General features: G+C 63.2%; 12 protein-coding genes. 11 read left to right on the plus strand and 1 reads right to left on the minus strand.

Annotation, left to right across the window (positions count from 1 at the left end):
- The first annotated feature begins 1 nt into the window (after position 1).
- The 11 genes from I3253_RS09505 to I3253_RS09555 all read left to right on the plus strand — a co-directional run bounded on the left by I3253_RS09505 (position 2) and on the right by I3253_RS09555 (position 11806).
- Complete coding sequence (locus tag I3253_RS09505) at positions 2-1234, plus strand: efflux RND transporter periplasmic adaptor subunit (protein ID WP_197917598.1); 1233 nt, start codon at positions 2-4, stop codon at positions 1232-1234.
- Positions 1235-1479: 245 nt separating this feature from the next.
- A complete protein-coding gene (locus I3253_RS09510; protein WP_197917421.1) occupies positions 1480-1980 on the plus strand; it encodes a type III secretion system chaperone family protein in 501 nt (166 codons plus the stop codon).
- A 31-nt stretch (positions 1981-2011) separates the two neighbouring features.
- Positions 2012-2827 (plus strand): pyrroline-5-carboxylate reductase, encoded by an 816-nt coding sequence (proC, locus tag I3253_RS09515; protein WP_197917422.1) that lies wholly within the window; start codon positions 2012-2014, stop codon positions 2825-2827.
- Complete coding sequence (locus I3253_RS09520; protein WP_197917423.1) at positions 2820-3158, plus strand: tRNA-binding protein; 339 nt, start codon at positions 2820-2822, stop codon at positions 3156-3158. The genes proC and I3253_RS09520 overlap by 8 nt, the downstream gene beginning before the upstream one ends.
- A complete protein-coding gene (locus I3253_RS09525; protein ID WP_197917424.1) occupies positions 3155-4108 on the plus strand; it encodes a 2-hydroxyacid dehydrogenase in 954 nt (317 codons plus the stop codon). The genes I3253_RS09520 and I3253_RS09525 overlap by 4 nt, the downstream gene beginning before the upstream one ends.
- A gap of 60 nt (positions 4109-4168) precedes the next feature.
- The gene (locus I3253_RS09530) at positions 4169-4963 is read left to right on the plus strand and encodes a uracil-DNA glycosylase (RefSeq protein WP_197917425.1); all 795 of its coding nucleotides are present in this window, start codon (positions 4169-4171) and stop codon (positions 4961-4963) included.
- Complete coding sequence (locus tag I3253_RS09535; RefSeq protein WP_197917426.1) at positions 4960-5574, plus strand: metallophosphoesterase family protein; 615 nt, start codon at positions 4960-4962, stop codon at positions 5572-5574. The genes I3253_RS09530 and I3253_RS09535 overlap by 4 nt, the downstream gene beginning before the upstream one ends.
- Positions 5571-6113 carry a molybdenum cofactor biosynthesis protein B gene (moaB, locus tag I3253_RS09540; protein ID WP_197917427.1) on the plus strand — a complete coding sequence of 181 codons (543 nt, stop codon included), beginning with the start codon at positions 5571-5573 and terminating at the stop codon, positions 6111-6113. The genes I3253_RS09535 and moaB overlap by 4 nt, the downstream gene beginning before the upstream one ends.
- A gap of 158 nt (positions 6114-6271) precedes the next feature.
- Positions 6272-7732, plus strand: coding sequence for an efflux RND transporter periplasmic adaptor subunit (locus I3253_RS09545; RefSeq protein ID WP_197917428.1), 1461 nt, complete (start codon positions 6272-6274; stop codon positions 7730-7732).
- Positions 7733-7736: 4 nt separating this feature from the next.
- Entirely contained in the window at positions 7737-11147 is a 3411-nt protein-coding gene (locus I3253_RS09550; protein ID WP_197917429.1) for an efflux RND transporter permease subunit, read from the plus strand.
- Between the two features lie 104 nt (positions 11148-11251).
- The gene (locus I3253_RS09555) at positions 11252-11806 is read left to right on the plus strand and encodes a YqgE/AlgH family protein (protein WP_197917599.1); all 555 of its coding nucleotides are present in this window, start codon (positions 11252-11254) and stop codon (positions 11804-11806) included.
- 75 nt (positions 11807-11881) lie between these two features.
- On the opposite strand, the gene I3253_RS09560 is transcribed toward I3253_RS09555, so the two are convergent.
- Positions 11882-12826 carry an L-threonylcarbamoyladenylate synthase gene (locus I3253_RS09560; RefSeq protein WP_197917430.1) on the minus strand — a complete coding sequence of 315 codons (945 nt, stop codon included), beginning with the start codon at positions 12824-12826 and terminating at the stop codon, positions 11882-11884.
- Positions 12827-12880: the final 54 nt, after the last annotated feature.

Genomic DNA, 12880 nt, shown 5'->3' on the forward strand with positions numbered 1-12880 from the left:
GATGGCAAAACGGCAATCACGACGGATTTTGACCGGGGCGGCGGCTGTGTTGGTGGCCGTGGGGCTGGCGGCGGCGTTCTGGCCACAGCCGATGTTGGTGGACACGGGCGAGGTACGGCTTGGCGCGATGGTACAAACTGTCGAGGAAGAGGCCCGTACGCAGGTGCGCGACCCTTACGTGGTGTCTACGCCGATCGCCGGACGGCTTATGCGGGTGGAACTGGAGCCGGGTGATTTTGTCGAAGCGGGCAGGACGGTAGTGGCGCGCATGTTGCCAACCAATCCGGCCGCGCTGGATATCCGAACGCGCGAACAGGCCCGCGCCGCGATTGCCGCAGCAGAGGCGGCGCTGCGCGTGGGTCAGGCCGATTTGAACAAGGTTCTGGCGGATCGTGACCTGGCGGAAGAAGACGTGAAGCGCGCGCGCACGCTGGTCGAGCAGGAGGCGATTTCGCAGGCGGCGCTGGATCGTGCGGAAAGCAAGTGGCGCACAGTGCAGGCAACGGTGGACACGGCTCGTGCCGCGATCTCGATGCGGATTGCCGATCTCAACAATGCGCGTGCCCGGCTGATCAGCTTTGACGATCAGGGCCTTTACGATGCGGCGACCGGGGCGAATGAAACACCCATCGACCTGCCGTCGCCGATCACCGGCCGGGTGCTGAGGGTCATTCAGCGAAGCGAGACAACGCTGCCCGCCGGTGCGCCCATTCTGGAGGTGGGAGACACGTCCAGCGATCTGGAGGTCATCGTGGAATTGCTGTCCACGGATGCGGTGCAGGTGCGGGTTGGGGATCGGGCGATCATTACCAACTGGGGCGGTGCGGGCGATTTGACGGGCGTGGTGGAACGGATCGATCCGTGGGGCTTTACCAAGTATTCCGCGTTGGGGGTCGAGGAACAGCGGGTGAATGCGGTGATCCGTTTTACCGGGCCGCCGGAGAAGCGTGCTTCGTTGGGGCACGGATTCCGGGTCGAGGTGCGGATTGTGGTCTGGGGAGCCGAGGAAACGCTGATCGTGCCATCCAGCGCGCTGTTCAGGCAAAATGGCGGCTGGGCCGTGTTTGTGGTGAATGGCGACGGCCGCGCCGCGATGCGCCCGGTGGAGCCGGGCCGCAACAACGGCATTGACGCGCAGATCCTGTCCGGGCTGAAACCGGGCGAAACCGTGGTTCTGTACCCGTCTGCCGGGCTGACGGACAACGCGAAAATCGCGCGCCGCAGCGCCCCTTAGCCGGGGCCTGCCGGGCCTTGGCGCGGCAGTTTGAGCGGGGCGCATAATTGTGTCTGTCTCTTGTGCCCGGATGCACTTAATCCACAACTTATTGCGTTATCCACAGATATTTTGCTTTACAGAGCGCCCCCGGCACCGCACCATATCTGGTAAGAAATGTGGAAGCCTCCACAGTTTCTAGAGCAGGCACCAAGCGCTGGGGCGCTGCCGATCCCCGGGCGCAACAGCAAAAAAGAGGTGGCGCCATGGCATTATCAGAGCAGTTTCTGGAAGACGACCTTCACCCGATCGACATTGTCGAGCATATCGCCGAGCACCACGACTGGAGCTTTGATCGCATTGCCGATGACCAGATTGCCATGGCCGTGGAAGGGCAGTGGAAGACCTATTCGATCACCTTGGCCTGGTCGGCCTATGACGAAACGCTGCGGATGGTGTGTTCTTTCGAGATGGAGCCGCCCGACGACAAGCTGCCGCAACTGCATGAGGCGCTGAATGCAGTAAACGATCAGTGTTGGGCCGGTGCGTTCACTTACTGGAAGCAACAGAAACTGATGATTTACCGCTATGGGCTGGTGCTGGCCGGCGGACAGGTGGCCAGCCCCGATCAGATCGACACGTTGATCAGCGCCGCGATCGTGAATGCCGAACGGTTTTATCCGGCATTCCAGTTGGTGGTCTGGGGGGATCGCAAGGTGGAAGACGCCATGCAGGTTGCCATTGCAGAGGCGTACGGGCGGGCGTAACACTTGCCCCCGAAATAGAGAGGGGGCGTTCATGAATATGGAAGGTGTGGCCGAAAAGGGCCTTGTGCTGCTGGGATGCGGCAAGATGGGTTCGGCCATGTTGCAGGGTTGGCTGGCCGATGGGCTGCCGGCAGGTTCCGTTTGGGTGCAGGATCCGTATCCGAGCGACTGGGTGAACGGCACCGGCGTGCATGTGAACGCAGATCTGCCCGCCGCGCCCGCGATTGTCCTGATCGCGGTCAAGCCCCAGATGATGGCCAAGGCGCTGCCCGCGTTGCAGGCGATGGGTAATGGCGACACGCTGTTTGTTTCGGTCGCAGCGGGGATTTCGATCGCAACCTATGAGGGGATGCTGGGCGCGCAAACGCCGATTGTGCGCGCGATGCCCAACACCCCGGCCGCCGTTGGCAAGGGGATAACGGCGGTGATTGGTAATGACCATGCCGGAGAGGATGGTGTTGCGCTGGCGGAAACGTTGTTGCGCGCGGTCGGGCAGGTGGTTCGGCTGGAGCGCGAGTCGCAATTGGATGCGGTGACCGGGGTCAGCGGCTCGGGGCCGGCCTATGTGTTTCATCTGATCGAAACGCTGGCCGCCGCCGGAGAGGCGCAGGGACTGCCGGCGGATCTGTCGATGGTGCTGGCCAAGGCGACGGTGGCGGGCGCCGGGGCACTGGCCGAGTTTGCCGAGGAAAGCCCGGAGCAACTGCGCAAGAACGTGACTAGCCCGAACGGCACGACGCAGGCCGGGCTGGAGGTGCTGATGGACCCGGCCAGGGGCCTGCCACCGCTGATGATCCGCACCGTGGGCGCGGCGGCAGACCGATCGCGGGAACTGGCCGATGGCTGAGATCGGGTTTGACGATTTTTTGAAGGTGGATATCCGGGTGGGCACGGTCATGCGGGCCGAGCCCTATCCGGAGGCACGCAAACCGGCGATCAAGCTATGGGTGGATTTCGGTGACGAGATCGGGATGCGCAAAAGCTCGGCCCAGATCACACGGCATTATGAACCCGAGGCGCTGATCGGCCAGCAGGTGATGGCGGTGGTGAATTTCCCGCCGCGCCAGATTGGAACATTCATGTCGGAAATACTGGTGCTGGGATTGCCTGATGCCGAGGGCGAGATCGTGCTGATCGGCCCGGACGGGCCGGTACCGAACGGAGGAAGACTGCATTGAAGACCGTGTTGATCACCCGCCCCATGCCCGAACCGGTACTGGAACGCGCACGCAAGAGCTTTGACGTGACCCTGCGCCAAAGCAACGCGCCGCTGTCGTCCAACGACCTGCGCCATGCGCTGCGGGAATACGATCTGGTGATGCCGACACTGGGCGACATGTTCGACGCGCATGTGTTCGAAGACGTGCCCCGGCCGCGCTGCAAACTGTTGGCGAATTTCGGGGTGGGGTACAATCATATCGACGTGGCGGCAGCGGCGCGTGTGGGGGTGGCCGTATCCAATACCCCCGGTGCCGTGACGGACGCCACTGCGGACACGGCGCTGACGCTGATGCTGATGAGCGCGCGGCGCGCGGGCGAGGGCGAACGGATGGTGCGCTCGGGTCAGTGGGAAGGCTGGCACCCGACCCAGATGCTGGGGCTGCATATGTCGGGCAAGACTGTCGGGATCGTGGGCATGGGCCGGATCGGGCAGGCGATTGCGCAGCGGTGTTTCTTTGGGTTTGGCATGGCGGTAAAGTATTTCAACCGCTCGCCCAAACCGATGGAGTTCGAGGCCGAACGGTGCGAAAGCCTCACCGAAATGGCCGCGCAGGTGGATTTCCTTGTGGTGGCCATTCCCGGGGGCGGAGAGACACGCCACCTGATCGATGCCGGGGTGTTCGCGGCGATGCCGTCGCATGCGCGGTTCATCAATATCGCGCGCGGCGATGTGGTGGATGAACGCGCCCTGATCGATGCCTTGCGGGAGGGGCTGATCGGGGGCGCCGGGCTGGATGTGTACGAGCACGAGCCGAAGGTGCCCGAGGCCCTGCGCAAGCTGGACAATACGGTTTTGCTGCCGCATCTGGGCACCGCCGCGCTGGAAGTGCGCATGTCGATGGGGATGATGGCGGTGGCCAATCTGGAGGCGATGGATCGCGGCGCGGCGTTGCCGAACGCGGTATAGCGGCGGGCCGGCGCGCTGCTTGCGGTTTCAACAGCTGTGGCGCCGGGATAGACTGCAAGGATGGAATCGGCATTGGAATATCACAGCGCGCTGGCCTTGCTGGAATGGCAGGTGGAACTTGGCGTGACCGAGGCGATTCTGGATGCGCCGGTGAACCGCTACGAGATGCCCGAGGCGGCGCCCAGGCTTGCCGCGCCGGCGCCCGACGCCTCCGTCGAGCCACCGCGCCGTGCCGCGCAGGTCACGGTTGATCCGGTTGCAGAAGCGAAAAAGGCGGCGGCGGGCGCCAGGGATCTGAGCGGGTTGCAGACGGCGCTGGCGGCGTTTGGGCATTGCGAGCTGAAGCGGGGTGCCCGCAACCTGGTGTTTGCCGATGGCAACCCTGCCGGACGCGTGATGATCATCGGCGAGGCCCCCGGGCGCGAGGAAGACCGCGCCGGCAAGCCGTTTGTCGGCCAGGCCGGGCAATTGCTGGACCGGATGCTGGGCGCGATCGGGATGGGGCGGGATGCGCCGCTGTCCGCGAATGCGGTCTATATCACCAATGTCCTGCCATGGCGTCCACCGCAAAACCGTGATCCCCGACCCGAGGAAATCGCCATGCTGCGCCCGTTCCTGGAGCGCCACATCGAGATCGTGGCACCGGAAATCGTGGTTCTGATGGGCAATATCAGCTGCGACGCGGTTTTGGGGCGGCGTCAGATCACGCGGTTGCGCGGCCAGTGGCAAGAGGCTTTCGGCAAACCGGTTCTGCCGATGTTTCACCCGGCCTACCTGTTGCGCCAGCCCGAGGCCAAGCGCGAAGCGTGGGCCGACCTGCTCGCGCTGAGGGCTCGGCTGGAGGCTGGCGGATGAGGGTTCTGGCGTTTTCCGACCTGCATCATTCGGCGCGCGCGGCGCGCACCATTGTCGCGGCAAGCCGGTCGGCGGACCTGGTGATCGGGGCCGGCGATTTCTGCAATCGGCGGCAGGCGTTGACCGGCGCACTGGAGCTTCTCCGGGGCATTTCCGCGCCTCTGGTGCTGGTGCCGGGCAACAATGAAGGCGAGAGCGAGCTGCGCGCGGCGGCCCCGGCGGGCGCGACGGTGCTGCATGGCCAGGCGAGCGAGATCGGGGGGGTGCGGATATTCGGTTTGGGCTATGCCGTGCCGGTGACACCGTTCACCGATTGGTCATGTGATCTGGAGGAAGACGCCGCCGCCGCGCTGCTGGCGCGGTGCGACAGCGCGGATATTCTGATCAGCCATTCGCCACCCAAGGGGATAGCGGACCGAGATTCAGACGGTGTGTCGCTTGGATCAACGGCCGTACGGGCGGCGATCACGCGAATTGCGCCAAAGCTTGTCCTGTGCGGGCATATTCACGATTGTTGGGGGCAAAGCACCAAGTTGGGCAGCACCCGGATCGTAAACCTGGGACCAACTGCGAACTGGTTCGAGTTTGACAGGAACGGAGCGATGGCATGAACCGGATCGACGAGGGCAAGGCATTCATACCGGTGCGCATCGCGGTTCTGACGGTGAGCGACACCCGCAGGCCCGACGAGGACCGGTCCGGCGATGTGCTGGTCGCGCGTTTGCAGGAGGCGGGCCATGTTCTGGCCGACCGCAAGATTTTGCGCGACGAGCGCGCCGAGATCGCGGGGCAACTGCGGGCCTGGTGTGCGGATGACGGAGTGGATGTGATCCTCTCGACCGGTGGAACGGGGCTGACCGGGCGGGACGTAACCGTAGAGGCGCACCGGGACGTGTATGAAAAGGAAATCGAGGCGTTCGCCACGGTGTTCACCATGGTGTCGATGCAAAAGATCGGGACCAGCGCGGTGCAGAGCCGGGCCACCGGCGGCGTGGCGCAGGGCACCTATCTGTTTGCCCTGCCCGGTAGCCCGGGCGCCTGCAAGGATGCCTGGGACGAAATCCTGAAATGGCAGCTGGATTACCGGCATCGCCCCTGCAATTTCGTGGAGATCATGCCACGGCTGGATGAACATATGCGGCGCAAATGATGCCAAGTGATTGATCGTCAAATTCACTTTTTCTTCAGCGAGCGATTTTTTGTGACGGAAAAGGTGATGCCAGCCGTATAAGTCACAAGTTCGATTGGCGTTTTCGCCACGTCGGGCATAGAATTGTCCGGTAGTCTGCGCGAGGGAAAGGCCGACACATGCGGTTTTTGCGACAAAGCCTGACGGGGTTGTTCCTGCTGGCGGCCACGCTGGCAATTCTGGTTTATGCGGGGCAATTGGTTCGCGAGTCCGTCGAAGACCGGCTGGCGCAAGCCAATACGGCCCCCCCGACGCGCGAGCGGGTATTCACGGTGAGCGTTGTCACGGCTGAACCGGGGCGTGAATCGCCGGAACTTGTTGCGTTCGGACAGATCCAGAGCCGTCGCAACCTTGAAATCCGCGCGGCGTCCGAGGGGACGATTGTTGAGCTGTCGGAGAATTTTGAAGAAGGCGCAGAAGTACGGGCCGGAGAAGTGCTTGTTCGGGTGGATCCGACCAAGGCGCGCTACGTTGTGGAGCGAATCTCCAGTGATTTGCTGGATGCGCAAGCTGAACAAAGGGATGCCATCCGCACTCTTGAACTGGCCAAGGATGAATTGGTGGCCGCGCAATCCCAGCTGGAGCTGCGCCAGCGCGCTCATGCCCGGCAACTGGATTTGCAGGCACGGGGCGTGGGAACGTCGTCGTCGGTAGAGACAGCCGAACTGGCCATGGCAGGGGCGCGGCAATCCGTCCTGTCGAACCGTCGTGCGCTGGCACAGGCCGAGGCGCGTGTAGATCAGGCGGAAACCCGGCTGGAACGGACGAGGATCGCGTTGGCCGAAGCCGAAACCGACCTGCGCGATACGGTAATTACCGCTGATTTCACCGGAACATTGTCAGAAGTGGCTGTGGTAAAAGGGGGGTTGGTATCACGCAACGAACGGCTGGCCCGCCTGATTGATGCCGATGCTCTGGAGGTCGTCTTCCGGGTTTCGACACCGCAATATGCACGGCTGCTGGAAGAGAATGGCGACCTGTATCAGGCCCAGGTGACGGTATCGCTGGACGTGATGGGATCCGATCTGCCCACCAAAGGCGAAATCACGCGCGACGCCGCGGCGGTCGGGGACGGGCAGACCGGTCGCGTGTTGTATGCGCGGCTGGAGCAGGCGCGAGGCTTGAAGCCCGGCGACTTCGTGACAGTGCGTGTGCGTGAACCGGCGTTGGACAACGTCGTGCGCCTGCCCGCAATGGCACTGGATGCGGCAAACCAGGTGTTGCTGGTAGACCAGGAGAACCGCCTGGAAAGCTTGCAGGTAGAACTGTTGCGTCGGCAGGGCGATGACGTTCTGGTGCGCGGCGCCGGTTTGGCCGGGCGGCAGGTGGTTGCCCGCCGTACCCCGCTACTGGGTGAGGGAATAGCCGTGAAGCCAGTGCCGCGCGCCGGAAGCGATGCGGTGCCCAAGCCACCGGAGATGGTGGCGCTGAGTACGGAAGAACGCGCACGGCTGGTTGCATTTGTCGAGGGCAACCAGCGGATGCCGGCAGATGTGAAGCAACGCCTCCTGACGGCGCTGAACCGGCCCGAAGTGCCGGCACAGATGATCGAGCGACTGCAAAATCGGATGGGGGGCTGATCCGGTGCGTGAACTGAGCGATCGCGCGGGCGGCATCCTGTCCTACTTCACCCGCCATGCAACGGCGGCCAACTTGCTTCTGGTGGTTTTGATCCTTGCAGGCGTGGTGTCTTTTCCCCGGATGCGGGCACAGTTCTTTCCCGATGTCATTGTGGACAATGTCACCGTCAGCGTGGACTGGGAGGGCGCGGGGGCCGAAGATGTAGACGCCGCCATTGTGCAGGTTCTGGAACCGGCGATGCTGTCCGTGGAAGGCGTGAAGCAGACAAATTCACGCTCGGTCGAAGGCCGCGCGCGGATCACGCTGGACTTCGAGCCGGGCTGGGACATGGGGCGGGCCGCGGAAGACGTGCAGGCGGCTGTGGATGCTGTCACCACGATGCCCGAGGATGCCGAAGACGCGGTTGTACAGCGTGGGCGCTGGCGCGACAGAGTCACGGATGTTGTGATCACAGGGCCTGTGGGCATCGACCAGATCGCCCGCTTTGCCGACGAGTTCGTTGCCCGGCTTTATACCGAAGGGGTCACACGGACAACGATCCGGGGCCTGGCAGAGCGGGAAACCGTGGTCGAAGTGTCTTCGGTTGACCTGATCACCCACGATATCTCCATCGCGCAGATCGCGGACGTGATCAAGGAAGAGGTAAATGCCGATCCGGCGGGAGACGTGACCGGCGCCTCGGCCCGGGTGCGTACGGGGGTGGAAAAACGCGCGCCCGACCAGATCGAGGGCATCGTGCTGCGGTCGAACCCGGATGGGACCAAGCTGACTATCGGCGACGTGGCGCGGGTGCGCGTCGAAGGCGTAAGCCGCAACCGTTCCTATTTCGTTGGTGAGAACCAGGCGATCTCGATCCGGGTGGACAGGTCCGACAAGGGCGATGCGATCGGCATCCAGGAAACCGTAGAGGACGTTGCGGCGCGGATGCAGGGAACCCTGCCGGAAGGTGTTGAAGTTCAGCTGATCCGCACGCGGGCCGAGGCAATCACTGGACGTTTGAATATCCTTCTGGACAATGGCGCAACCGGGCTGGTTCTGGTGGTCGGGCTTCTGTTCCTGTTCCTGAATGCACGCACGGCCATTTGGGTGGCGGCAGGTATTCCCACGGCGATGCTGGCGGCGATAGCGCTGATGTATGTGGCTGGGCTGACGATCAACATGATGTCGCTGTTTGCATTGATCATAACCCTGGGCATCGTGGTGGATGATGCAATCGTGGTTGGCGAACATGCCGATGCGCGGGCGCGACGGCTGAACGAGCCGCCTTTGGTGGCGGCGGAAAACGCCGCCCGGCGGATGGCGATGCCTGTGTTCAGTTCGACACTGACGACGATCATCGCGTTTTTCGGCCTGACTGTAATTGGGGGACATTTTGGCAGTCTGATCGCTGACATACCCTTTACCGTGATCGTGGTTCTGGCCGCGTCGTTGGTGGAATGCTTCCTCATCCTGCCCAACCACATGGCCCATGCGTTGAAACACACCGCCAAGGAACATTGGTATGATATCCCAAGCCGGGTTGTGAACCGTGGATTCCGCTGGTTCCGCGAGGTGATTTTCCGGCGCTTGGTGAAGCTGGTCATCATGGCGCGGTATCCGGTGATTGCCGGAGTCATCCTTGTGTTGGCAAGTCAGGCGGTGTTGTTCATCGGGGGCGACGTGAAATGGCGGTTCTTCAATGCGCCCGAACGAGGATCGGTGACGGGCAATTTCGCCATGCTACCCAGTGCCACGCGGGCCGATACCCTGGAAATGATGCGCGAAATGCAACGTGCGACCGAGGAACTGGGCAGGGAATACGAAGAACGCTTTGGCCGCAATCCGCTGGATTACGTGATCGCCGAGATCGGGGGCAATTCCGGGCGGCCCATTCCGGGATCGGACACGATGGACGCCGACCTGCTGGGCGGCATCGCCATCGAACTGATTGATGCGGATCTGCGGCCATATTCGAGCTTTGCCTTTGTGGGGGAATTACAGGATCGTGTGGCGCGTCATCCGCTGGTGGAAACCGTGAGTTTTCGCGGCTGGCGGTCCGGACCGGGGGGCGATGCGCTGGATGTGCAGTTCTACGGGGCGGACAGCGACACGCTCAAGGCGGCCAGCGAGGCGCTCAAGACGGCGCTGGCGGAATTTCCTGAAGTGTCGGCGGTTGAGGACAGTCTGAATTATGACAAGGAAGAGCTGATCCTGGAGTTGACGCCGCAGGGGCGGGCGCTGGGCTTCAGTATTGATGCGCTGGGACGAGTGCTGCGGCATCGCCTGAACGGGCTGGAGGCCGCAACCTATCCGGACGGCCCCCGTAGCGCGCGAATTCGGGTGGAATTGCCCGAAGGCGAGTTGACGGCGGATTTCCTGGAAAGCAGCCTGATGCGCGCGCCACAGGGCAGCTATGTGCCTCTGGCCGATCTGGTGACGGTACAAAGCCGTACCGGCTTCAGCACCGTGCGACGCGAAAACGGGGTCCGCCAGATCAAGGTGACCGGAGATATTTCCGAAGATGATCCAGCGCGCGCGGAATTCATCATGACGCAGTTGCAGGAAGACATCTTGCCGCGGATAGCCAGCGAGCAGCAGGTGGAGTGGCAACTGGCAGGGCTGGCCGAGCAGGAAGACAGTTTCCTGAGTGATGCACGCACGGGATTGATCCTGGTTTTGACGGGCATCTACCTGGTATTGGCCTGGGTTTTTTCGAGTTGGACACGGCCTGTCGTGGTCATGGCGATCATTCCCTTCGGGCTGGTGGGGACAATCTTTGGCCACTGGTACCACGAGGTACCGTTAAGCATGTTCACGGTGATCGGTTTGATCGGCATGACGGGGATTATAATCAACGATTCGATCGTTCTGGTGACAACAATTGATGATTATGCCCGCGACCGGGGCTTGATTCCGTCGATCATAGACGGTGCAGCCGACCGTTTGCGCCCCGTTTTCCTGACGACGGCGACAACGGTTCTGGGACTGGCTCCGCTGTTGTTCGAACGGTCGCAGCAGGCGCAGTTTCTGAAGCCGACAGTGATCACGCTGGTCTATGGGCTGGGTTTCGGGATGGTGCTGGTGTTGATCGTGGTGCCGGCGCTGATCGCGATCCAGTCCGATGTGGCGCGCCAGGTGGCGGCATTGCGGCGCGCGGCAAGGGCGACACGCGCCAGTGGTTTGCGCGCGGTGGTGGCCGGGGCGTTTTTGGCCATGGCGGGCTGGTTGGTGGTGACGGTGGGCTGGATGGTATGGCAGGGGCAACTGCACCCTGCGCTGATCGAAGCTTTGCCGGTGGTGTCGCAGGTCACGGGTATGGCCATGACTGTCGGCCTGTTCATCGCAGGGGCGCTGGCTATCACGGTTTTTTCTTTTCTGGTGGGCGCGATCGGGCTTCTTCTTGTGCGGCGTCGCAAGACCCGACAGGTGGCGTGATCCGAAACATGCCGCGAGCCCTTGCGTCGGCGCAAATGGGGGCACATGTTTAGGGGCAGAACCATAATCAAGGGCCGGGCGTGATCGACGCATCAGAAACTGAGATGAACCTGACCGGTCGTATGCTGATCGCGATGCCGGGAATGGGTGATCCGCGCTTTGCCCATTCGGTGGTGTTTCTGTGTGCCCATTCGGAAGAGGGCGCGATGGGGTTGATCGTGAACAGGGCGGTTGACCGGATGCGCGTTTCGGACCTGCTCAGGCAATTGTCGATCCGGCTGGAGCGTCCCGAATATGACGGTAATCTCTATTTTGGCGGTCCGGTCGAGGGTGGGCGGGGGTTCGTGTTGCATTCGCCCGACTATCGTTCGGACCTGTCGACCTTGCAGGTCAGCCAGGATTTCTTCATGACCGCCACGCTGGATGTGCTGGAGACCATGGCACAAGGGCGCGGGCCGGAGCGGAGCCTGCTGGCGCTGGGGTATAGTGGCTGGGGGCCGGGGCAGCTTGAAGCCGAGATTGCCGGGAATGGCTGGCTGGTATGCGATGCAACAGCGGAACTGGTGTTCGACATGCCCAATGGTGAAAAATGGCGCGAGGCGTTGAAAAGTATTGGGGTGGATCCGCTGAGCCTGTCGGCGACGGCGGGACACGCCTGAGGCTGGTTCACGGGGCGTTGCCCCTCTGGGCGCGATGCGCCCATTCACCCCAGGATATTTCGGGCCAAAAGAAGATCAGGGGCGGGGTGCGGCGGCGCGGGCGAGGCGGTCATTGATGGCGCGGCCCAGCCCGTGATCAGGGATCGGGGATACGGCGATCGTTTCCGGATTGGAGGCGTCCAGCTCGTGCAGGCAGCGGAACAGGTTGGCGGCGGCTTCGGTGAGATCACCCGCGCGCGAAAGGTTGAGCGTGGCGCCTTTTGCAGCGCCAAAGCCCAGCAGGATTTCACCGGGGCGCGTCGCGTCGGCGTTCAGGCGCATCCTTGCGGCGGGTGCGTAATGGGACGCCATCTGGCCTGGTGCGATAAGGGCATCGTCCGGCTGGTGCTGTTCCAGGGGCGCCGCGAGAGCCGCTTCAAGGGCTTCCTGCGGGAGACCGCCCTGGCGCAAAAGGATGGGAGAGTTTTTCAGGCCGACAATCGTGGATTCGACGCCCACGCCACAGGCGCCGCCGTCCAGAATCGCCTCGATCCGGCCGGACAGCCCGGCCCGCACGTGATCCGCAGTCGTGGGGCTGATGCGGCCTGATGGGTTGGCGGACGGGGCGGCGACCGGGCCATCGAAGGTTTCGAGCAGGTCACGCGCCAGTGGATGGGCTGGAACGCGCACGGCCAGTGTCGGCAGGCCGGCGGTGACGAGCCGCGACAGTCCCGATCCCGGGCGCAGCGGCAGCACCAGTGTCAGCGGTCCGGGCCAGAAGGCGGCGGCCAGGCGGTCCGCCGTATCGGTCCATTCCACGAATGTGCGTGCGGTTTCCGCATCTTGCACATGCACGATCAGTGGATTGAATTGCGGGCGGCGTTTGGCATCGAAAATGCGGGCGACCGCCATATCGTTACGGGCGTCTGCGCCAAGGCCATAGACGGTCTCGGTTGGAAAGGCGACAAGCCCGCCGGCGCCGAGAATCGCGCTGGCCGCGTCAAGGCCGGATCGGTTCGGGCTAAGCGTTCGGGTCTGCACCGGGTGGCTCCTGTGACGCTGCGTTTCTCTTTTGCGGGTGGGGTCTGGCCCTTA

It is taken from the genome of Thiosulfatihalobacter marinus (assembly GCF_016019955.1).
GTDB lineage: Bacteria > Pseudomonadota > Alphaproteobacteria > Rhodobacterales > Rhodobacteraceae > Shimia > Shimia marinus_A.

What these genes read in the sequence shown, in the direction of transcription:
- I3253_RS09535 (WP_197917426.1), top strand. Translation starts at nt 4,960, where the DNA reads ATGAGGGTTCTGGCGTTTTCCGACCTGCATCATTCGGCGCGCGCGGCG.
- moaB (WP_197917427.1), top strand. Translation starts at nt 5,571, where the DNA reads ATGAACCGGATCGACGAGGGCAAGGCATTCATACCGGTGCGCATCGCG.
- I3253_RS09505 (WP_197917598.1), top strand. Translation starts at nt 2, where the DNA reads ATGGCAAAACGGCAATCACGACGGATTTTGACCGGGGCGGCGGCTGTG.
- I3253_RS09520 (WP_197917423.1), top strand. Translation starts at nt 2,820, where the DNA reads ATGGCTGAGATCGGGTTTGACGATTTTTTGAAGGTGGATATCCGGGTG.
- proC (WP_197917422.1), top strand. Translation starts at nt 2,012, where the DNA reads ATGAATATGGAAGGTGTGGCCGAAAAGGGCCTTGTGCTGCTGGGATGC.
- I3253_RS09555 (WP_197917599.1), top strand. Translation starts at nt 11,252, where the DNA reads ATGAACCTGACCGGTCGTATGCTGATCGCGATGCCGGGAATGGGTGAT.
- I3253_RS09530 (WP_197917425.1), top strand. Translation starts at nt 4,169, where the DNA reads ATGGAATCGGCATTGGAATATCACAGCGCGCTGGCCTTGCTGGAATGG.
- I3253_RS09545 (WP_197917428.1), top strand. Translation starts at nt 6,272, where the DNA reads ATGCGGTTTTTGCGACAAAGCCTGACGGGGTTGTTCCTGCTGGCGGCC.
- I3253_RS09510 (WP_197917421.1), top strand. Translation starts at nt 1,480, where the DNA reads ATGGCATTATCAGAGCAGTTTCTGGAAGACGACCTTCACCCGATCGAC.